23 protein-coding genes and 1 riboswitch are annotated in these 21,938 nt (G+C 35.7%); of the genes, 13 read left to right on the top strand and 10 right to left on the bottom strand.

The genetic code is table 11. The annotated features are described in order from the left end of the window. Positions 1–119 precede the first annotated feature (119 nt). From G9F74_RS04380 to G9F74_RS04370, 3 genes are all read right to left on the bottom strand, one after another. Positions 120–1,448 carry a (Fe-S)-binding protein gene (locus G9F74_RS04380; protein WP_016108048.1) on the bottom strand — a complete coding sequence of 443 codons (1,329 nt, stop codon included), beginning with the start codon at positions 1,446–1,448 and terminating at the stop codon, positions 120–122. Further along, the gene (gene glcD, locus G9F74_RS04375; protein ID WP_000890749.1) at positions 1,445–2,857 is read right to left on the bottom strand and encodes a glycolate oxidase subunit GlcD; all 1,413 of its coding nucleotides are present in this window, start codon (positions 2,855–2,857) and stop codon (positions 1,445–1,447) included. The genes G9F74_RS04380 and glcD overlap by 4 nt, the downstream gene beginning before the upstream one ends. A gap of 116 nt (positions 2,858–2,973) precedes the next feature. Beyond that, the gene (locus G9F74_RS04370; protein ID WP_000898653.1) at positions 2,974–4,089 is read right to left on the bottom strand and encodes a CdaR family transcriptional regulator; all 1,116 of its coding nucleotides are present in this window, start codon (positions 4,087–4,089) and stop codon (positions 2,974–2,976) included. Positions 4,090–4,225: 136 nt separating this feature from the next. On the opposite strand from G9F74_RS04370, the gene G9F74_RS04365 reads away from it, so the two are divergent. From G9F74_RS04365 to G9F74_RS04325, 9 genes are all read left to right on the top strand, one after another. Next, positions 4,226–5,200 (top strand): YncE family protein, encoded by a 975-nt coding sequence (locus G9F74_RS04365; protein ID WP_001234167.1) that lies wholly within the window; start codon positions 4,226–4,228, stop codon positions 5,198–5,200. Then, a complete protein-coding gene (locus tag G9F74_RS04360) occupies positions 5,193–5,864 on the top strand; it encodes a response regulator transcription factor (protein ID WP_000521658.1) in 672 nt (223 codons plus the stop codon). The genes G9F74_RS04365 and G9F74_RS04360 overlap by 8 nt, the downstream gene beginning before the upstream one ends. Before the next feature lie 3 nt (positions 5,865–5,867). Further along, on the top strand, positions 5,868–7,268 hold the full coding sequence (locus tag G9F74_RS04355) for a sensor histidine kinase (protein ID WP_000494805.1): 1,401 nt from the start codon (positions 5,868–5,870) through the stop codon (positions 7,266–7,268). A gap of 229 nt (positions 7,269–7,497) precedes the next feature. Continuing rightward, positions 7,498–8,187 (top strand): FadR/GntR family transcriptional regulator, encoded by a 690-nt coding sequence (locus G9F74_RS04350; protein ID WP_255253890.1) that lies wholly within the window; start codon positions 7,498–7,500, stop codon positions 8,185–8,187. Positions 8,188–8,355: 168 nt separating this feature from the next. Continuing rightward, the gene (locus G9F74_RS04345; protein ID WP_000869145.1) at positions 8,356–9,075 is read left to right on the top strand and encodes a (Fe-S)-binding protein; all 720 of its coding nucleotides are present in this window, start codon (positions 8,356–8,358) and stop codon (positions 9,073–9,075) included. A 16-nt stretch (positions 9,076–9,091) separates the two neighbouring features. Next, on the top strand, positions 9,092–10,513 hold the full coding sequence (locus tag G9F74_RS04340) for a LutB/LldF family L-lactate oxidation iron-sulfur protein (protein WP_000061931.1): 1,422 nt from the start codon (positions 9,092–9,094) through the stop codon (positions 10,511–10,513). Continuing rightward, the gene (locus G9F74_RS04335; protein WP_000907756.1) at positions 10,513–11,223 is read left to right on the top strand and encodes a LutC/YkgG family protein; all 711 of its coding nucleotides are present in this window, start codon (positions 10,513–10,515) and stop codon (positions 11,221–11,223) included. Before G9F74_RS04340 ends, G9F74_RS04335 begins: the two co-directional genes overlap by 1 nt. Positions 11,224–11,309: 86 nt before the next feature. Beyond that, complete coding sequence (locus G9F74_RS04330) at positions 11,310–12,059, top strand: prepilin peptidase (RefSeq protein ID WP_002038259.1); 750 nt, start codon at positions 11,310–11,312, stop codon at positions 12,057–12,059. Positions 12,060–12,072: 13 nt separating this feature from the next. Continuing rightward, positions 12,073–12,384, top strand: coding sequence for a cyclic-phosphate processing receiver domain-containing protein (locus G9F74_RS04325; protein WP_016108049.1), 312 nt, complete (start codon positions 12,073–12,075; stop codon positions 12,382–12,384). A 27-nt stretch (positions 12,385–12,411) separates the two neighbouring features. On the opposite strand, the gene G9F74_RS04320 is transcribed toward G9F74_RS04325, so the two are convergent. From G9F74_RS04320 to phaQ, 7 genes are all read right to left on the bottom strand, one after another. After that, positions 12,412–13,263 carry a formate/nitrite transporter family protein gene (locus G9F74_RS04320; protein WP_000893032.1) on the bottom strand — a complete coding sequence of 284 codons (852 nt, stop codon included), beginning with the start codon at positions 13,261–13,263 and terminating at the stop codon, positions 12,412–12,414. A gap of 205 nt (positions 13,264–13,468) precedes the next feature. Further along, the gene (locus tag G9F74_RS04315) at positions 13,469–14,263 is read right to left on the bottom strand and encodes a TerC family protein (protein ID WP_000383309.1); all 795 of its coding nucleotides are present in this window, start codon (positions 14,261–14,263) and stop codon (positions 13,469–13,471) included. 90 nt (positions 14,264–14,353) lie between these two features. Next, a riboswitch (yybP-ykoY riboswitch) is annotated at positions 14,354–14,519 on the bottom strand. 38 nt (positions 14,520–14,557) lie between these two features. After that, a complete protein-coding gene (locus tag G9F74_RS04310) occupies positions 14,558–15,877 on the bottom strand; it encodes a TrkH family potassium uptake protein (RefSeq protein ID WP_016108050.1) in 1,320 nt (439 codons plus the stop codon). A gap of 114 nt (positions 15,878–15,991) precedes the next feature. Further along, a complete protein-coding gene (locus G9F74_RS04305) occupies positions 15,992–16,177 on the bottom strand; it encodes an alpha/beta-type small acid-soluble spore protein (RefSeq protein WP_000241211.1) in 186 nt (61 codons plus the stop codon). 151 nt (positions 16,178–16,328) lie between these two features. Beyond that, complete coding sequence (locus G9F74_RS04300; protein ID WP_001067920.1) at positions 16,329–16,772, bottom strand: MaoC family dehydratase; 444 nt, start codon at positions 16,770–16,772, stop codon at positions 16,329–16,331. Positions 16,773–16,873: 101 nt separating this feature from the next. Further along, the gene (phaP, locus tag G9F74_RS04295) at positions 16,874–17,398 is read right to left on the bottom strand and encodes a polyhydroxyalkanoic acid inclusion protein PhaP (RefSeq protein WP_000448600.1); all 525 of its coding nucleotides are present in this window, start codon (positions 17,396–17,398) and stop codon (positions 16,874–16,876) included. A gap of 42 nt (positions 17,399–17,440) precedes the next feature. Further along, the gene (gene phaQ, locus G9F74_RS04290) at positions 17,441–17,893 is read right to left on the bottom strand and encodes a poly-beta-hydroxybutyrate-responsive repressor (RefSeq protein WP_000903016.1); all 453 of its coding nucleotides are present in this window, start codon (positions 17,891–17,893) and stop codon (positions 17,441–17,443) included. A gap of 198 nt (positions 17,894–18,091) precedes the next feature. On the opposite strand from phaQ, the gene phaR reads away from it, so the two are divergent. The 4 genes from phaR (at position 18,092) to G9F74_RS04270 (ending at position 21,928) form a co-directional block, all read left to right on the top strand. Beyond that, complete coding sequence (gene phaR / locus G9F74_RS04285) at positions 18,092–18,574, top strand: polyhydroxyalkanoic acid synthase subunit PhaR (RefSeq protein WP_000566960.1); 483 nt, start codon at positions 18,092–18,094, stop codon at positions 18,572–18,574. A 153-nt stretch (positions 18,575–18,727) separates the two neighbouring features. Further along, entirely contained in the window at positions 18,728–19,471 is a 744-nt protein-coding gene (locus G9F74_RS04280) for an acetoacetyl-CoA reductase (protein WP_016108051.1), read from the top strand. An 82-nt stretch (positions 19,472–19,553) separates the two neighbouring features. Beyond that, positions 19,554–20,639, top strand: a complete 1,086-nt coding sequence (gene phaC, locus G9F74_RS04275) for a class III poly(R)-hydroxyalkanoic acid synthase subunit PhaC (protein ID WP_000206839.1) — start codon at positions 19,554–19,556, stop codon at positions 20,637–20,639. A 95-nt stretch (positions 20,640–20,734) separates the two neighbouring features. After that, positions 20,735–21,928: an NAD(P)/FAD-dependent oxidoreductase gene (locus G9F74_RS04270; RefSeq protein ID WP_016108052.1), complete on the top strand. Its 1,194-nt coding sequence runs from the start codon at positions 20,735–20,737 to the stop codon at positions 21,926–21,928. Positions 21,929–21,938 lie beyond the last annotated feature (10 nt).

The raw sequence follows: 21,938 nt of genomic DNA, 5'->3' as shown, positions 1-21,938 counted from the left end.
TGTTCTTTTTTATAATAAAGTAACATATTTTTAATGTTGTAGCAGACAAAAAAGCGGCTATCTCTTTACATAGACGAAGGAGATAGCCGTTTTCCTATTATTACGTATGTTACGAGTTATTACGAGTTAGTTTCAATTGCTTCTAATAATAAATCTACAATGTGAATGCCTCTCATTTTATGAGAAAGACCTTCACGTTCAATACCTAGTTTCATTTGTAATAGGCACCCTGGATTTGCAGTGACAATTGTTGCTGCATCTGTTTCATGTACACGGTCCATTTTATAATCTAGAAATTCCATTGATAATTCTGAGTGTACAATGTTGTATATACCAGCCGAACCACAGCAGCGATCCGCATCTTTCATTTCACGGTATGTTGCGCCTTGAATGGCTTCTAGTAGCATACGAGGTTCAGAAGATGTTCGCATAACGTTACGTAAATGGCAAGAATCTTGATACGTAATAATTTGCGGCGTGAGTCGTAAGTCAGTTCGTTTATGGAAATCTAGTTCTACTAGAATAGCGGTAATATCTTTAATTTTAGAAACAAACTGCTTTGCACGTTCAGCCCATTCTGGATCATCTTTTAGAAGATAATCATAGTCTACGAGGTAAGCCCCGCAACCACCTGCATTCGTAATAATATAGTCGATGTTTAAGTCTTCGAATGCTTTTATATTTCGTTTCGCTAATTCTTTTGCTCCACTCTTTTCACCAGCATGTCCATGTAATGCACCGCAGCAACTTTGTGTTTGCGGGATAACGATATCACAACCGGCTAATTGAAGAAGTTTCATCGTTGCGTTATTTGTTTCTAAAAACATCGTATCCATTAAACAGCCTGTGAAGAATGCAACTTGTTTTTTCTTTGTACTTTCAGCAGATAAAAATGTAGGACGATCTTTCATTGCTTTCATTTTAGGGACTTTTGGTAAAACGAGATCCATCGTTGCAAGTGTTTCAGGGAATAACTTCATAATACCTGTTTTATGAGTTAACATTTGTAAGCCGGAACGTTGGTAAAATCCGATAAGTCCAGTTAAAGTTCTCATTCGATTTTGATGTGGGAATAATCCTTCAAAAACGATTTTACGAACGGCTTTCACTGGCATAGAGAATTTTTTATTTTGATTAATAATATCACGGGCTTCTTCTAATAAATGTCCATAATTCACACCAGATGGACAAACAGGTTCACAAGCACGACAGCCAAGGCAAACGTTTAAAGTATTTTCAACATCTTCATCTGGCTCGATTAAACCATCAACGACAGCTTTCATTAATGCGATACGTCCGCGCGGCGAATGTGATTCTTTATACCCAGATTGAATGTAAGTAGGGCAAGTAGGTAAGCAGAACCCGCAGCGCATACAGTTTAGTAGCTCATCTTCACTTAATCGTTCTTTAAATTCCTTTTGAATGTTTTCTTTATTTAATGTTGTCATCGCTCAACCACCACTCTTTTACGAGTGTCTTTCGCGAACATCTTTCCAGGATTCATAATGTTATTTGGATCGAAGGCTTGTTTAATCCCTTGCATAGCGGCAATACCTTCTTTACCTAATTTCATTTCTAAATAGGGAGCTTTCATCGCACCAACACCATGTTCACCAGTAATCGTACCACCAAGCTCAATTGCTTTCGCAAATATTTCAGCAAAAGCTTGTTCAGCACGGTGCATTTCTTCTTCATTACGGGCATCTGTCATACAAGTTGGATGTAGGTTTCCATCACCAGCGTGTCCAAACGTACAAATAGGAATATTAAATTTTTTTGCGATGGCATTAATAGCTTCAACCATCGGAGCAATTTGTGAACGAGGTACTGTTGCATCTTCTAATATTGTCGTCGGTTTTAATCTTGCAAGTGCTGATAGTGCGCTACGGCGTGCTGTACGAAGTGCATCTGCTTCCGCTTCATCTTTTGCAACGCGAACATCAACTGCATTCATAGAGTGGCAAACGTTAGCCATTTTTTCAATATCTCGATCGACCACTTCGGGTGGACCATCTTGTTCAATTAATAAAATTGCTTTTACGTCAGTTGGTAAACCGATTTGTGCAAACTCTTCTACAACTTCAATTGTCGGTTGGTCTAAAAACTCAAGTGTCGCTGGAATAATTTTATTTGCAATAATAGAAGAAACAGCACGTGCAGCTTCATTAATATCTTCGTAGAGTGCCAGCATTGTTTTCTTCGTTTCAGGCATAGGAACAAGTTTTAATATCGCTTCTGTTACTACTCCAAGTGTTCCTTCAGAACCGATAAATAGACGAGTTAAATCGTAACCAGCAACATCTTTTGCTAATTTACCACCAGTACGAATGATATCACCATTTGGTAAGACAAGTTCAAGACCCATTACATAATCACGTGTTACACCATATTTTAACCCACGTAATCCGCCTGAGTTTTCATTAATATTACCGCCGATTGTAGAAATTTTCATCGAGCTTGGATCTGGCGGATAAAATAATCCCTTTTCTTCTACTGCTTTAATAATATCAAGTGTAATGACACCAGCTTGTACGGTAATTGTTAAATTTTCTTCATCAATCTCTAAAATATTGTTCATATGGCGGAAAATAAGGACGATACCGCCTTCTAGTGGACAAGTTCCTGCACAAAGGTTTGTTCCAGAACCACGAACATACACAGGGATTTTGTGAGAGTTACATACTTTTAACACTTCAGCTACTTCATTTGTATTACGAGGAGCAATGACTGCATCAGGCATTGCTTGGAAGTTTGGAGTGGCATCATAACTATAAGTTAAGCGCCCCATATTGGATGTATCTACATTATCTTCGCCAACAATGGATACGAATGAATGAATAATTTGCTTTTCTAACATTGGAAATCCCCCTCAAACTGTTAACGTGTTTAGTCATAATAAAAACGTTGTAACAGTGCTTTCATTATAATGATAAAAAAGTTGGAGGATTCTTTCTATGTATAATCATCTGAAGATTAATCTGTTTTATCGTTCTTTTTTGTATGATTATCTAATAAAAGGAGTGCGAAGTATAAAACATTTAAATCTTTGAATTGTTTCGGATCAAGTCCGGTATGTTCTTCAATTTTTTTTAGTCGGTAATGCAATGTATTAATGTGTATATGTAATTGCTCAGCTGTCTGTTTATAAGATTGGTTATAATCGATAAATAAACGTAAAGTGTGCATGAGCTCAGGAGATTGTACTAAGTTTTCAATGGTACGCTCTAGAAACTGTTCTCGCGTTTCGATAGAAATATCTTGTAAGCACATTTCTAAACGTAAATCTTCATTAAATACAATTTTTTTCGTTTCAAGTGACACAGAAAGCGCTCGTAGTGCTTGTTCATATGATATGTGCATCTTGCTTGGCGTAACGGTTTGCCCAATCCCGATATATAAAGGGATAGAAAATAAAGTTTCACAGTCATGTTTTAACCGTTTTAAAAATAGATAAGTTTGTTCTTTAGAGCTCATCGCTGAAAATAAAATAAATCGATCATTTCCCCAGCGAACAAATAGATGGTCTTTTGCTAATAGATTGCGAATATGTTGCCAAACTTTACGCTGGAGCATCGTATCATTTTGATCAATCGAAAACAAAATAAGTTGTTTCTTCTTATATAAATCAACGCCAAGTGTTTTTGCACGATCGAGAAAACTTGAAGACCAGTCTGTATTTTGAAGCCAATCAAAGACAAATGCTTCATAAGAACGGTGTTCAAGTTCTAATTGCTCTAAAAAGTAGTTTTCATGAATTAATAATTCGGTCATCTTCCGTAATATTTCTCCGTATTGTGAAATATTGTCGGGTTCTCCTGTAATTCCAATAACACCAATTACTTCGTCATGAAATAGTAAAGGAAGATTCATCCCGGCTTTTACACCTTGCAACCGTCGTTCATCTTCTTTTGTAATGATGACGGTTTTCTTTTGTTTCGCGCAGCGGAGTGCTCCCTCATGAAATTGACCGATTCTTTTTGCATCTGTACTGGCGATAATAACACCTTGTATATTAATGATAATAATATTTTCTGTAATTAGTCTGCGTACTTCCCGTACAATTTTATTCGCTAAATCAGGAAAAAGCATAATTTGCACACCTCAAATTCTATTTGTTGTACATTATATATGTAAGTTGAATAAGAAAGGAAGATTTCACACTTTCCACACATTTATTTGTTATTTTACAATTATAACGAAATCATTCGAAAATGGAGGGAATCTTTTGAGAAAGTATGTTTTTCTTCTCTGTTTTTTATTTCTATTAGTAGGGTGTCAAGGAAGTTCATATACACCAATTACTGAAGATAAAAGTATTATTATAACAACGAATATAAAAGAAGGCAGTATTAGTTTTATTGATAAAAAAACTAATAAATTAATTACGACATGGGAATTAAATGAACCGATGGCAGGAATTGCACTACTTCCAAACGGCGAGGACATACTTGTATATGGTAAGCAGTTAGAATACATGTATGTATATTCACTAGCAGAAGGAAGGCAAGTGGAAAAATATAAAACTGGAAAAGGCATTGTAAATGTGGTTGTATCAGAAGATAAAAAACAATTGTTTGCCGCCGATCAAAATGCACAAAAGGTAAGGTTCTTTACGATAGAAGGGAAAGAGACAGAAAGTGTTTCAACAGGAAAAGGACCGATAACCCTGGTAGAGTATCATAACCAGTTATCTGTACTAAACTTTTATGATACGAAGCTAACGACAATTGATACAAAGAAAAAAGAGGTTATACAATCCTTTATGATTCCACCAGCATCAACAGGAGCAACGATTAGTCCGGATGGAAAAGAGATATGGATTGGCGGACATGGTGATGGAAATCAAGTGAATGAGAAAGTATTAGTGTATTCTTTACAGAGCGGCGAAATGGTACGTTCTTTACACGCCCCGTTTATGCCTGTGAACATAACGAAAGATAATAAGTACGTATATGCATTAAGCCATGGTTCGAATACGCTTAGAAAATTTGATATTAGTACGTATAAAGAGGTAGCTTCCGTTGAAGTAGGCTCAAATCCATTTGCATTTTTGAAAAGCGGGGCAGAAGGATATGTAGCAAGTTATGATAGTGATGAAGTGTGCGTCATGGATATGAAGAGTATGAAAATAAAACAAACAATTAAAGTCGGAAAAGGACCATTTCAACTCATAGAGAGGGAAGGGAAGGACAATGGGTAAATATAGAGTGCTAGTTGTAGATGATGAAAGTGACATGAGGCAACTTGTCGGAATGTACTTAGATAACTTCGGATACGAGTGGGGAGAAGCTGAAAATGGAAAAGAGGCTCTAAAAAAATTAGAGTCAGATCATTATGATTTCGTTGTATTAGATATTATGATGCCAGAGATGGATGGACTTTCAGTTTGCAAAGAGATTCGAAAAACGTCAGATGTGCCAATTATATTTTTAACGGCAAAAGGTGAAGAGTGGAATAGGGTGAACGGTTTACGCATGGGAGCAGATGATTATATTGTAAAGCCGTTTAGTCCAGGTGAATTAATTGCTCGTATGGAAGCTGTACTAAGACGTTATACAAAGCAAGAACAGCAAGAGGAGATTCAATTTGGTCCCATTCTTATTAATGAAAAAAGTAGGAGGATTGAGGCAGATGGCGATCCGATTTCTCTTACAGTAAAGGAGTTTGATTTACTATATTTCCTTTGCCAACATACAGGACAAGTATTTAGCCGGGAACAATTGCTTGAAAAGGTGTGGGGGTATGATTATGCGGGAAGTACAAGAACAGTAGACACACATGTGAAAACGATGCGTTTGAAACTTGGAGAAAGTGGAAACTACATTCAAACTGTTTGGGGTGTAGGCTATAAATTTGAGGTGTAACGTATGTTTACGATGGTACAAAAGCTTTGGCTTACAGTAGTATGTGCAGTATGTGTAACAGTTTCCTTTCTTTATTTTGTATCTTTATACTCGTATGAAAAGTTATACGTTGATAATTTAAAAGACTCATTAGTAATGGAAGGAAAGCGTCTTGCAACGCAATATGATAAGAATGAAGGAATGTCAACTTTTGAAGAGAAAGTAAGAGCATTTGATCAAATATCTAGTTCAGACGTTCTTTTCGTTTCCAATCCTCGTGATCTAAGCGCATGTTTGCCTTTTGATGTGCATCATCATTCTCTTATAAGTGAAGGGGATAGACAAACACTACTAGATGGTAAAACGGTGACAAAGGTAGGATATGAAGAACATTTTGATCGGAATATTATGGGGGTTGTTATCCCTGTTTTAGATAATAAAAAGTTAGTTGGAATTGTATATTCTTATATTCCTTTAAAAAGTATAAAAGACTTAATATATGATATGGGTCTTATTTTAGCCCCGCTAGCAATTGCTATGATTTTAATTACGATATGGATTGGGAGAAAAATTATTATAGCGATTACGAAGCCGCTTTCGCAAATGGAGCGGGTTGCCAATCATTTCGCTACTGGAGATTTCTCGGAGCGGATTACCATTTCTTCAGAAGATGAAATTGGACGATTAGGAAAAGCATTTAATAAAATGGCGCATTCTTTAGAAACAGAAGATGTAAAGCGTAAGGAATTTTTGGCTAACGTTTCGCATGAACTTAGAACACCGCTTAGTTATATAAAAGGGTATAGTGAGGCTATCTTAGATGGTGTAGCAAAGGGACCGCAGCAAGAAAAAGTGACGCAGCTTATTCATAAAGAAGCGGATCGTATGCAGCGTCTCGTTCATGATTTATTAGATTTAGCGCAACTAGAAGGTGAACATTTTCCTCTAAAGAAGCAACCTATTGTGTTCTCGCAGCTTATTGAAGATGTGTTAGATACGTATGAACTAAAGTTTATAGAAAAAAAACTTCGTATTTCAACGAATTTAAATCCTGAAATTATCGTAATGATTGATGAAGATCGTATGCAACAAGTTCTTCATAACGTGTTAGATAATGCGATACGGTATACAAATCAAAACGGGAATATCATAATAACGCTAGAGCAAATAGACGATTACTGTGAGTTGAAAATAAAGGATACAGGAATAGGTATTGATGCAGAGCATTTAGAGAATCTTGGTGAGCGTTTTTACCGAGTTGATAAAGCGAGAAGTCGCCAACATGGTGGAACAGGTTTAGGGCTTGCGATTGTAAGGCAAATTGTTCATATACATGATGGTGAGTGGAAAATAGAAAGTGAAAAAGGTAAGGGAACAACAGTATTTATTAAGTTAAAAATACAAGATGAAGGAAGCATGTTCTAATGTAAAGGACATGCTTTTTCAATTGAATATAAATGAATATAGGAATAGATATAAATTAATAGCAAATAAATATTAAAAATTTGACTATTTTATGAACAAAACATTTGTACTTCTTACCAATTCGTTCTAAAATAGGTATGGATGCTAAGTTCTTATAAATCGTTTCAATTGTTGTTTGGAAGATACTGAGGTGATTTAACTGGAGTACAAATCTATTAAACCGAAAAAAATTTACGAAGAAGTATCTGAAGCTATTTTAACAATGATTAAAAATGGTACGTTAAAACCTGGTGACAAGCTACTTCCTGTGCATCAATTAGCTGAGCAGTTTCAAGTTGGCAGATCTGCTGTTCGTGAAGCGTTAAGTGCGCTAAGAGCGATGGGCTTAATTGAAATGAAGCAAGGAGAAGGCACATATGTGAAGAACTTTGATTCTTCTTCATTAACAAAATCATTAAACAATAGATTATTAATGAAGAAAGAAGATATTTTGAATTTATTAGAAGTGCGAAAGGTGCTTGAAGTGGGGGCAGTTCGAGCAGCAGCGGCAAAACGTACGGAAGATAATTTGCAAAATATGAAACATTGGTTAGATGAAATGGCAAAGAGCATTGGAGATGAAAAGGCTGGCGAAAAAGCAGATTTTCAGTTCCATATGGGAATTGCAGAGTCTTCGCATAATAGCATTTTGCTTGAACTCATGAATCATGTTTCAGAGATGATTGCTGAAACGATTGGTGAATCAAGACGCATTATTTTATATGGTGAACAAACGACATCAGAACGACTTATAGAAGAGCATCAAGTTATATATGATGCGGTTTTAAAACAAGATGTAGAATTAGCGCAGCAAGCAATGCTAGAGCATTTAACAAATGTAGAACATATTGTCACAGGTAGAAACGATATAAATTCGTAATTTAATCTTCAAAAAATCTAATTTTCTGATAAAATAGAGAAAGATTAAGTAAGCGTTTTCTTTAGAAAAGGGAGAGGATAGGCCATGGTTGAGCCTATTTCTTCTCTCTTAAGTCATCTGATGACCATATGTTTGTTGGCGAAGTTGTAAAGAGGGGGAGTAATAATTATGAAAGTTACTTTATTTGTTACTTGTTTAGTCGATATGTTTGAAACAAATGTCGGTAAAGCAACAGTTGAAGTATTGGAGCGTTTAGGTTGTGAAATTGAATTTCCGGAAGCACAAGTTTGTTGTGGTCAGCCTGCTTATAATAGCGGCCATGTAGAAGCAGCAAAAGAAGCGATGAAACATATGATTGAAACTTTCGAAGATGCAGAATATATCGTTACGCCATCTGGCTCTTGTGCGACAATGTTTCATGAGTATCCGCATGTTTTTAAAGATGACCCGAAATGGGCTAAACGTGCACAAAAGGTTGCTGATAAAACATATGAATTTACACAATTTATTGTAGATGTTTTAAAAGTGACAGATGTTGGTGCAAGTTTACCAGGAATAGCTACTATTCATAAGTCTTGTCATATGACACGCCTGCTTGGAGTAAAAGAGGCACCAGGAATTTTATTGTCTAATGTAAAAGGATTAACTGTGAGAGAACTGCCAAACGTGCAAAATTGTTGTGGGTTTGGGGGAACGTTTTCAGTTAAGATGACTCCGATTTCTGAGCAAATGGTAGATGAAAAAGTAGATAGTGTAATGGAAACAGGTGCTGATTATTTAATCGGTGCAGATTGTGGGTGTTTGTTAAACATTGGCGGACGTATTGAGCGTTTAGGAAAAGAAGTAAAAGTAATGCATATTGCTGAGGTACTGAATAGTCGCTCATGAAGGGGGAACATAAGCTATGTCTATGAAAATCAGTGAGAAAAAATTTAATGATCGCGTAGGCGATGGAATTCAAGATTCGTTTATGCGTGGAGCAGTATCTTCTGCACAAACGCGTTTATATACGAATCGATTAAAAGCAGCGGACGAATTGGGAAACTGGGAAGAGTGGCGTGAACTAGGTGAACAAATTCGTCAACATACGTTAGAAAATCTTGATTATTACTTAATGCAGTTAAGTGAAAATGTATCAAAAAGAGGCGGCCATGTGTACTTTGCGAAAACGAAAGAGGAAGCAGCAAAGTATATTCAAGACGTCGCGAAAAAGAAACAAGCGAAAAAAGTAGTGAAATCAAAGTCGATGGTAACAGAAGAAATTAGTATGAACCATGCGCTTGAAGAAATTGGTTGTGAAGTGTTAGAAAGTGACTTAGGAGAGTATATCTTGCAAGTAGATAACGATCCACCTTCACATATTATTGCGCCTGCACTTCATAAAAATAGAACGCAAATTCGCGATGTATTTAAAGAAAAACTTGGCTATGAAAATTCTGATGATCCATATGAGATGACAAAGTTTGTTCGTAAACAACTTCGTGAGAAATTTATGGATGCGGAAATTGGTGTGACGGGTTGTAACTTCGCTGTTGCAAATACGGGATCTCTTTGTTTAGTAACGAACGAAGGTAATGCGGATCTTGTTATGTCAATTCCGAAAACACAAATAGCAGTAATGGGTATGGAACGTATGGTTCCGACAATGGAAGAGTTAGATGTTTTAGTTGGTTTACTATGCCGTAGTGCGGTAGGTCAAAAGTTAACAAGTTATGTAACAGTAGCAGGACCAATTCAAGAAGAGGAAGTTGATGGACCTGAAGAGTTCCATTTAGTTGTTGTTGATAATGGTCGTTCTCAAATTCTTGGATCTGAATTCCGTTCAGTATTGCAATGTATTCGTTGCGCAGCTTGTGTAAATGTATGTCCTGTATATCGTCACGTTGGTGGACATTCATATGGATCGATTTACTCAGGACCAATCGGTGCGGTATTAACACCACTTTTAGGTGGATATGATGATTACAAAGAGCTTCCTTATGCATCTAGTTTATGCGGAGCATGTACAGAGGCTTGTCCAGTAAAAATTCCATTACATGATTTATTATTAAAGCATCGCCAAGTAATCGTTGAACAAGAAGGACGTGCGCCACTTGCAGAAAAATTAGCGATGAAAATGTTTAGTATGGGTGCTTCTTCAGCTGCATTATACAAAATGGGCTCAAAAATGGCACCAGCAGCAATGAGTCCATTCACATCTGGTAACCGTGTATCAAAAGGTGTTGGACCACTTAAAAACTGGACGGATATTCGTGAATTCCCAGCGCCAAGTAAAGAAAGATTCCGTGATTGGTATAAAGATCATAAGAAAGGCGGGAATAAATAATGGCAGGATTAATTCAAAACCGTGATTCCTTTCTAGATAACATTGCAAAAGAACTTGGGCGTGCGCGTAAAAGAGAAGGTGTCGAGCGTCCAGTATGGAAAAGTAATGTGAATATAGAAACGTTAAAAGATTATTCACAAGAAGAATTACTAGAAGTATTTAAAAAGCAATGTACAAACATTCATACAACTGTAGTAGAAACGACAAATGACCGTTTGTATGAAGACCTTCAAAAAGTAATCATGGAAAACGGCGGGGGACCTATTTTATTATCAGCAGATGAACGCTTTGATGCATATGGTTTAACATCTTTATTTAAAGAAGAACTTCCAAAGCGAGATATTGAAGTAAACGTATGGGATCCAGAGAGAAAAGACGAAAATATGCGTATAGCTGAAAAAGCGAATATCGGTATTGCATTTAGTGATTATACATTAGCTGAATCTGGTACAATTGTTGTACAAAGTCATAAAGGGCAAGGACGTTCTTTACACTTTTTACCGACTGTATACTTTGCTATTATTCCACGTGAAACACTTGTGCCTCGTATTACGCAAGCAGTTCAGGATATGAACTCACGTGTAGAAAATGGCGAGACAGCGGCATCTTGTATTAACTTTATTACAGGACCTAGTAACTCTGCTGACATTGAAATGAATCTTGTTGTCGGAGTACACGGACCATTAAAAGCGGTATATTTCATCGTATAAAAGAGGGGAAAGCAGGCCAGAAAATGGCCTGCTTTTTTAGTAGAATAAAGGATAATATGAAGTAGAAGTTCTCTCCTTTTTTTGTTATGTTCTTTTGGAAAGGAGAGGAAGGGATGTTCACTTATATATATGCATTGTTAGTGGGTATGGTGTTTGGTTCTTTTTTTATGCTAATCGCAATAAGGGTTCCTTTAGGCGAGTCTATTATTACACCGCGTTCGCATTGTCATTATTGTAAGTATGTACTAAAGCCAAAAGAACTAATTCCAATCATTTCATTTTGTATACAAAGAGGGCGCTGTACGAATTGTAAGAGGGGAATTCCGATTCTGTACGTAGTATTTGAATTTGTAACCGGTACAATATTTTTTCTTACTGTATATATGATTGGAGTAGAACGAGAGCTTCTCATCATTTTATCGCTTTTTTCGTTACTTCTTATTATTTCCGTTACAGATTATATATATATGTTAATTCCTGATCGTATTTTAATTTCGTTTGCTTTTCTGCTTATTTTAGAATGTATTTTTGTACCGTTAGTTACGTGGATAGATAGTATAGTTGGTAGTGGGGTTATACTCTTTTTGTTATATTGTATGCAAAAGATATATCCAGAAGGGCTTGGTGGAGGGGATATAAAATTACTCTCACTACTTGGATTTATAGTGGGATTGAAAGGGGTTTTTATTATTTTATTTTTAGCGTCTTATTGTAGTCTTTGTTTTTTCGGGATGGGTATTTTATTAAAGCGTATAGAAGCAAGTAAACCAATTCCATTTGGCCCTTTTATTAGTCTTGGAGCAATATGTTATGTATTAATTGTGTATTCAAAATAGAGGGGGATAGAGAATGAATATATATATGGATGATCAAAGAGGTTGTCCGTTTGGATATGTGCCCGCAACTACAGTAGAAACTGCCTTGCAATTTGTTAGGGAGAATGAGATAAATATTATTTCTCTCGACTTTAATATGGGATGGCGGCAGAGTAATGGATTTGATTTCGTAAATATTTTTTGTAAAGAGGGATTATATGTTAAGGAAATCCACTTTCACACAAATGATGTCATTGGTATGGATAAGATGAAACAAAGAATAGAGGGTGGAAAAGAACAAGGAGAGATTGAAGCAAGTATTATTGTGAAATATGTGGGGAGCTAAAAACTCCAAAGTCTAACTTTGGAGTTTTTAATGTTTCATATGTGCTTGTAAAGGAATAATCTCTTCTTGTTGAGCTGCTGCGATTACAGTCTCTTCCTGTTTAACATCAGGTGTTTTCTTTGTTAAGTAGTGATATACCATACCGACAAATACGGACCCGCCAATAATGTTACCGATTGTAACTGGAATTAAGTTATGAATAGCGCCTGCAAAAGAAATTGTCTCAGGATGTGGTGATACTAAAGATAAAGCAAACAGTGATAAGTTTGCAATGCTATGCTCATAACCAGATAAAAAGAAAGTGAAAACGAGCATCATCATCATTAATATTTTGGCTGTGTCACCTTTCACTTGAGAAGGTAAGAAGCAGGCAAGACAGACAAGCCAGTTACATAAAATTGCTTTAAAGAATAATTGCATTGTAGGTGTATTCATCTTTCCTTCAACTACTTTATTCATTAAATGACCGTGATCAATCGCTTCGAAAATGCCAGTTGCGTAAAATAGTAAGGCAAAGAATAAAGCACCCGCTAAGTTACCTGCATAACATGCAATCCAGTTGCGAAGTGTATCAGAAATCGTTGTTTCTTTTCTTAAAGTTGCTACTGTGAAGTACATTGTATTTCCAGTAAATAATTCAGCACCACCATATATAATAAGTACGAGGGCAATCCCGAAAAACATGGAAGCAGCTAAATAAGTTGCTGGTGAATCTGCAATGTGAAAAAAGTTACCTAATTTAAAACATAGTACAATAATAAAACCGATATAAATGCCCGCAAGTGCAGCACGAATGAAATATTGCATCGGATTTATATCTAGCATTTTCTTTTTGCTCTTAGCCAGTTTGACAACATAATCTAATCCTTGTTCTAGCATGAGTCATACGCTCCTTTAGTAAATCTTCTATAAATACTCCTTATATGAATAAAGTACATGGATTCGTTCACAGTTTCAATAAGTTTGTGCAATGTTTCACAAAAAGGACATACATAAAATAAGAAAGCGATTACAAAAGGTAGTATAATGGAATTTTTTCTAAAAATAGAGAGGGAATTGAAATAAAAAAGAAAAAGCGCTGTAATTACAGCGCTTTTTCGTCTAAATTCTTTTCTACTTTTACTTCTACTTCTTTCGAGAAGAACCAACCGCCAACTGCGATTCCAACTAATACAATCCAGAATGTAAGTTTCCACGGAGTAGATTCTGGGAATGAATGCGGAATTACATTTAATGCAGGGTGTGCTAATGTATAGATTGCTAACTTCACACCAACCCAACCTACAATTAAGAATGCTGCAGTTTCAAGTCCTGGTTTACGTTTTAATATTTGTACGAAAGCAGTTGCTGCAAATCGCATAATGATTAATCCAATAAGTCCACCTACAAAGATAACAACGAATTGCCCAGTATCAAGACTACCAATTGTACCTAGTCCTGTTTTCGGTAAAGTCATTGCTAATGCAACAGCAGCTAAAATTGAATCAACTGCAAAGGCGATATCAGCAACCTCGACTTTAAATACAGTCCACCAAAAATTCTCTTGTTTTTTCTTTGCTTCTTTTTCTTCTGTGTCTTCATCCGTATTCTTTTTAACATACGTTTTAAATAAGTGATTACCAGCGATAAACATAAGGTAAATAGCACCGATTGCTTGCACTTGCCATACATCGACTAAGAACGAAATCATAAATAACGATCCGAATCGGAAAACAAATGCCCCCGCTAATCCGTAAAATAGTGCTTTTTTACGTTTTTCTTCTGGTAAATGTTTTACCATAATTGCAAGAACAAGCGCGTTATCAGCCGCTAAAATCCCCTCAAGTGCAATCAGGATGAGTAATACCCAACCATACTCCAATAATAATGATACATCCATGTACATTCTCCTCTCATTTCTATAAGTACTAAATAAGTGAAGAATTTCCCCACTATTTAGTTTCCCCATACTCCTGCCTATTAACTTTGGAAGAATTTGGCAATGAATACAAAAAAGACCTCTGCCGTTAATAGGCAAAGGTCTTGCTAGACATATGTAATAAAAATGCCAACAAAGCCGGAAGAACTAAGTTCTACGTAATGACGACTTTGTTTCCAAGAAATATTCTTGGACGCTACTCCCCTTTGGAGATATGCTATTGTATTCTCATTATATGGATAATTTATACGGTTGTCAACCTGTTAAAATATCTTCGTTCGGATATTTTATTTTCCGGTTCTTTTTACGTGCAAATGAAAAAGCCAATGTTAACGGTCCCATTTTTCCAAAAAACATCATAAAGATAATAATAGCTTTTCCAATTATCGTTAAGTGTGGTGTTAAATTCATACTGAGACCGACTGTTCCAAATGCTGAAAATACTTCGAAAGCACTCATCAATAGAGGAACTCGCTCAGTAATACTTAAAATTAAAATAGCAGCAAAGATAAATGAAATGGAAATAATAGTAATGGTCAATGATTTGACAATGAGCGTATCTTTAATGGATTTTTTAAACACAACAATATCATCTTGTTCTTGTAAAAATTTAAATACGCCAAAAAACATAATTAAAAATGTTGTTAACTTAATTCCACCACCAGTTGAAGCACTACCAGCACCAATAAACATAAGAAGCATCATTAATAAAAGGGAAGGTTTTGTTAATGCAGAAATATCAACGGTATTAAATCCGGCAGTGCGCGTTGAAATTGCTTGGAAATAAGCAGCCATTCCTTCTTCAAATGGGGTAAAACCTCTCATAGAAAAAGAATTATGAAACTCGAATATGAAAATAAAAACGGTAGCAATAATATTGACGATTAGAGTAGAAGAGAGCATGAGTTTTGAATGTAATGTAAGGTTTTTAAAGTTCTTTTTTCGTTTTATATCTATGATCACTGTAAAACCGATTCCACCTAAAATAATGAGAGAAGAAATAACGAGATTGACGAGAATACTATGAGAATGGGACATTAAATTATCGCTCCACACAGAAAAACCGGCGTTGTTAAAGGCAGAGATCGAATGAAAAAAACTATAATAGAACCCTTTAGCAATTCCGTATTTTGGTACCCATTCAAAAGAGAGGAGCAAAGTAGCAATACATTCTACTGTAAAAGAGAATAGAAATAATGCTTTGGCAAGACGAATGACACCGCCAATATTCGTTTGATTTAGTGCTTGTTGTAACAAAATTCGGTTCTGAAGACCGATTTTTCTGCCAAGCATAATTGCAATTAAAACAGCAAAGCTCATAATGCCAAGACCGCCAACTTGTATAAGTGTTAAAATTACACATTGGCCAAATAAGGTAAATACTTTTCCAGTGTCCACAACACCAAGCCCTGTAACTGTACAAGCAGAAACCGTTGTAAATAAGGCATCGAGCCATGAAATAGATGTTGTTGTAGCAATTGGTAGTTTTAATAAGCATGTGCCGACAATTGATAATACAATAAAAGATAAAGTAAGAACACGAGGAGGGCTCATGCTAATATTAATCCGTTTCATCTCACATATCGTTCCTTTCAGTTTGTTCTTACTAGTATGTGAAAAAGCGCTATTATGTATGTTGCAAATAGAAAGAGGCAGAGAATATCTGCCTCTAAGCCATATGTTATAGTATTATCCGCGTAATTGTTGTTGAGCTAAAGCAACAAGACGTTTTGTTACTTCACCGCCAACGGAACCGTTAGAACGAGATGCTGTATCTGAGCCTAAGCTAACACCGAATTCTTGTGCAATTTCATATTTAAATTGTTCAAGTGCTTGTTCTGCACCTGGAACTAGTAATTTGTTTGTTTTTACCATGTTGACACACATCCTTTTGAGTAGTCCAGTTCAGCCAAGTTAAGTACTATCTAAACTGGTAACGTTATTTTATGTGGAAACGATGTACTCATACCCGGAAGTAATCGGTGTGATTAGAAGTTCTTGGATAGAAAAAAGAGTAGCAAATTTGCTACTCTTTTTTCAGTATTGTCGCTGTACCTTCCACGACAATATCATCGGATTGATTGTAGATGTTTGTTTGTAATGTAATGATTTTCTTATCATCCCGTTTTTTAATGACCTCTGCCACTACACGAAGTGTATCGCCGATTTTGACAGGAGCACGGAATGAAACGTTTTGGGATAAATAAATCGTATTTTTTCCTGGGAGTTTCGTTCCAAGAACGGTAGAAATAAAACTTGAAACGAGCATACCGTGAGCAATACGTTCTTTAAACATTGTCGTTTTTGCAAAAGAGTCTAAAATATGAATAGGATTTACATCTCCAGTCAATTTTGCAAAATTGATAACGTCCTCATCCGTAATTGTTTTTGTTAGAGATGCTTGATCACCGACTTGAATCTCATCATAACGAAGCTCCGGAACAGTTTGTGCTTCTTGAAATGGATTCATTTTGTCCTCCTTCTTTTCCATATCGAAAAATGTAAGCCATCTTGATGTAGTAGGAGGAAGAAAGAGTTTTGTTTGTGCTGCAGTTAGTTGCCACATTTTTCTTACTTGATGGAAGTAAATAGATTTTTTGAGTTTTCCTCGAACTGCTTTGCGAGTTCTAGTTGTTTGGACTTGAACTCTCCCAAAAAAACTTCTAACTGTTTTTGAACCTCTTCGCGTTGCGATTGTTGTTGTTCAATAAAGTGTTTTGTTGTTTCTTCAAATTGACCGCTAGTTTGAGTAAGAATAGACAAAGATGTTTTTGTAGGAGAAACAGTAAGTTGATGCATTTGAGTAGAAAGCTCATTCCATTTCCCTTGCCACTCGTTAATTTGATCATTTAAGGAGTTTCCAGTTAATTGCTTCACGTAATCTGTATATTGGTTATTGAACTGAGCTGTGAATTGTTGTAGTTCTTTTTCTAGTTCATTTACTCCTGATGTTAATTTATGCAAAGCGTCTTGTTGTTGTTTTAACGTTTCTAAAGTAAGTTGCTCTAATTGTTTCCCAGCTGAAGAGAAGAGGGAAAGAGATTGAGACCAGTTTTTCCAAAATGCATCGACTAATTCGTATGGTTTAGTTTCCATTGTTTGACCTCCAAATGTTTTTTTGCATATTGTGAACGCAGATTACTCTGCTGTACCACCAGGTGAAGATGAAGAATCCTTTTCATCCTTTTCTGGAGAAGTAGAAAATGGAAAGAATGCATTGGTGTATAACGTGAAAAACGTCCGCAACATATTTTGATAATGTTCAAAAGAAGTCGCACATGTTGATAAATATTGCTCTCCATATTCAGTTAAAGAATAAATTCTTTTTGCTGGCCCTCCATCGCTTGTATCCCAAGTAGAAGAAATAAGGTTTTCTTTTTCTAACTTGCGTAGTGTTCTATAAACATTACCTTGGTCAACAGAAGAAAAGCCGATGTCCATTAGCATTTGAATGAGTTTGTAACCATGAAGACTCCAGTCTTTTAGACAGAGAAGTAAGAAAGGAACTAAGAAGTTTTTTGGCATGGAGTTTGGTTGTTTCGCTTGGTTTTTTTCCAAACTTTCTGGGTGTTCTGGTTCATTATGTAGCATGATTGTACATCACCTCATGAATCAGTTAGATGGAATTTTTTGCTTATAAGTGCAATTTACACCTATCTGTTTTTAATGTCAATACATTTGTTGGAAAATAAAGAAAAATAAAATATAGACTTGAAGTTTTATTCGGAATATTAGAAAATAGTGAATAGGTTGAATTGTTTCAAAAACAAAAAAGGGAGTGTAGGCGAAGTGATTGATCAAAAATTCGATCCATTGCAAGCATGGAAAAATGCTTATGAACAAACCGAAACATTTTGGGGAAAAGCGCTCAATGAAACAATTAAAACAGAAGAATATTCTGCTTGGATGGGCAGCGTTCTAGACTTGAATTTGTTTTATCAAAAAGCATTAAATGATACGACAAAAAGTTATTTAGAACAAGTGAACGTGCCAACGAAAGAGGATATCGCTAGAGTAGCTACGCTTGTTATTAACTTAGAAAATAAAGTTGATAATATTGAGGAAGTTCTAGAAGAGAAAGTGGATTCGTTAGGACAAGCTCCTACATTAAAGCGTGATGTTACGAAAGTAAAACAAGATATTCGCACGTTAGAAACGAAAGTTGATCAAATTTTAGAATTGCTAGAAAAGCAAAATGCAGTACTAGCTAAACTACAAGTACCTGTAAAAGAAGAAGTAAAGCCGGCGAATAAGCCAGAAAATAAAAAATGATAATAGCGTTTGTTTACAACGTGTAAAAGAGAGAGGGAGAATCTCGTTTTCACGTATAAACAACGAAACATAATTAATATATGGACTCTATTAGTATGGGTACCAAAATGATTCATAATAATCGTTCACAAATTCATTTAAGGGGGAAAAGAAATGGTTCAATTAAATGGCAAAGTAGCAATCGTAACAGGTGGGGCAAAAGGAATTGGAAAAGCAATTACAGTAGCATTAGCACAAGAGGGAGCAAAAGTAGTTATTAACTATAACAGCAGTAAAGAAGCAGCTGAAAACTTAGTACATGAACTAGGAAAAGAGGGGCATGACGTTTATGCAGTTCAAGCGGATGTTTCTAAAGTAGAAGATGCAAACCGACTTGTAGAAGAAGCTGTGAATCATTTTGGTAAAGTTGATATTCTTGTTAATAATGCTGGTATTACAAGAGATCGTACATTCAAAAAATTAAATCGTGAAGATTGGGAGCGCGTAATTGACGTGAACTTAAGTAGTGTATTTAATACGACAAGTGCGGTACTTCCATACATATCGGAAGCAGAAGAAGGAAGAATCATTAGTATTTCTTCTATTATTGGTCAAGCTGGTGGATTTGGACAAACAAACTACTCAGCAGCAAAAGCAGGTATGCTAGGATTTACAAAATCATTAGCGTTAGAACTTGCAAAAACAAATGTAACTGTAAACGCAATTTGCCCAGGATTTATCGATACTGAAATGGTAGCAGAGGTACCAGAAGAAGTGCGTCAAAAAATCGTTGCGAAAATCCCGAAAAAACGTTTTGGACAAGCTGATGAAATTGCAAAAGGTGTAGTATACCTATGCCGTGACGGTGCGTATATCACTGGTCAGCAATTAAACATTAACGGTGGATTATACATGTAATGAAGTAAGAAAAAAGTGCATATCCATATCAGGAATGCACTTCTTTTTTTAGAAAGAAATCGACCGAAAAGGAGATAGAAAAATGACTACATTCGTAACAGAATGGGAAAAGCAATTGGAGTTGTACCCAGAAGAATATCGCAAAGCATATCGCCGTGTGAAAAGAGCGAGCGAAATTTTATTACGCGAACCAGAACCACAAGTTGGTTTAACACCGAAAGAGGTTATTTGGACGAAAAATAAAACGAAGCTTTATCGTTACATTCCAAAACAAGAAAAAACACAGAGAGTCCCAATCTTATTAATATATGCTCTTATTAATAAGCCATATATTATGGATTTAACTCCTGGAAATAGTTTAGTGGAATATTTAGTAGATCGTGGTTTTGATGTGTATATGCTTGATTGGGGTACATTTGGTTTAGAAGATAGTCATTTGAAATTTGATGATTTCGTGTTCGATTATATTGCAAAAGCAGTGAAAAAAGTAATGCGAACTGCAAAATCGGATGAGATTTCTTTACTTGGTTATTGCATGGGTGGAACGCTAACGTCTATTTATGCGGCACTTCATCCGCATATGCCAATTCGTAACTTAATTTTTATGACAAGTCCTTTCGATTTCTCTGAAACAGGATTATATGGTCCTTTATTAGATGAGAAATATTTCAATTTAGATAAGGCGGTTGATACATTCGGAAATATTCCGCCGGAAATGATTGATTTCGGAAATAAGATGTTAAAACCAATTACGAATTTTGTTGGTCCATACGTTGCTTTAGTTGATCGTTCAGAAAATGAGCGCTTCGTCGAAAGCTGGAAATTAGTTCAAAAGTGGGTTGGCGATGGCATTCCGTTCCCGGGTGAATCATACAGACAGTGGATTCGTGATTTTTATCAAAATAATAAATTGGTTAAAGGTGAACTCGTTATTCGTGGACAAAAGGTAGACCTTGCAAATATTAAGGCGAATGTCTTAAATATTTCCGGGAAACGTGATCATATCGCTCTGCCATGTCAAGTAGAAGCTTTACTAGATCATATTTCTAGCACAGATAAACAATATGTATGTTTACCAACAGGGCATATGTCTATCGTTTACGGTGGAACAGCTGTAAAACAAACATATCCGACGATTGGAAATTGGCTTGAAGAGCGTTCCAATTAAAAATAAAAAATCCAACTAGCGTTGTGTTAGTTGGATTTTTTTATGGAAAATAACAAAACATAGAAAGGAGAAATTTACATTTTAGGAGTATAATTATGAAGCTTATGACTGGTAAGTTGTTTTGGAATAGAGGAGTTTCTGTACCTTGTTATCCAACGTTAGAAAATGATATGATATGTGATGTGCTCGTAGTCGGAAGTGGCGAAGCGGGTGCTCATATAGCGTATTCATTAGCGAAGATAGGAATGCGTGTTACGCTCATTGAAAAAAGAGCAATTGCATGTGGTAGCACAGCTGCCAATACAGGTTTATTACAATTTCTTCATGATAAATCGTTAACCTCTCTTATTCATACATTTGGGAAAGTAAAAGGGGTACGGGCATATAGGCTTTGTTATGAAGCCCTTAGAACAATGGAGAAGGTTGTACCGACTCTCGATATTGATCCCCATTTTATTCCGCGAAATAGTTTGTATTATGCGAGTAGAGATGAGGATATTTCATTTTTACAAGAAGAATATAATACGTTACGCTATTATGAATTTCCAGTTGAATATTTTACAGAGTCTGATATTAAGAAACGTTATTCATTTGCAAAACAAGCAGCATTATATACAAGCGGTGACGCAGACGTGAATCCATATTTGTTAGCACATAGTCTTTTGCATAAAGCAAAGCAAATGGGTGCTACTATATATGAACATACAGAGGCAATACATATTAAACAAATTCAAAATGATTTAATTTGTTACACAAAAACAGGAAATAAAATAGCAGCAAAGAATATTATTATGGCGACAGGTTATGAAGCGCTTTTTGGAAAGAAAGAAAAAAATACAACAGTAGAAACGTCTTATGCAGTTGTTACAAATAAGATAGATCAGTTCGAAGGTTGGCATGAGAAATCATTAATTTGGGAAACGGCACGGCCTTACCTATATTTTCGAACGTATCAAAACCGCATTATTGTAGGCGGATTAGATGAGGCGTTGAAAATTCAAAATATCGGCGATACGAAATTATTGCATAAGCGTGATATCCTTATTAATATTGTAAAAGAAATGTTCCCGCAGTTTAATAATATACAGGCAGAGTATTATTGGGCAGCAGCATTTGGTGGTAGTCATGATGGTCTCCCTATTTTAAAAGAAGATAAAAAGATACATAATTTATATTACGCACTGCCATATGGGGGAAATGGAACTGTATACGGAATGGTATTTGCAAAACTATTTCAGCAGTTATTTACAAATAAAGAAAGTGATGATTTTTCTTTATTTAATCGATAGAAAAAAGGTA

The organism is Bacillus sp. EKM202B (genome assembly GCF_011066025.1).
GTDB classification, from domain to species: Bacteria; Bacillota; Bacilli; order Bacillales; family Bacillaceae_G; genus Bacillus_A; species Bacillus_A toyonensis.
The sequence above is the reverse complement of the archived record's forward strand: the minus strand, read 5'-3'. Positions and strand labels throughout refer to the sequence as shown.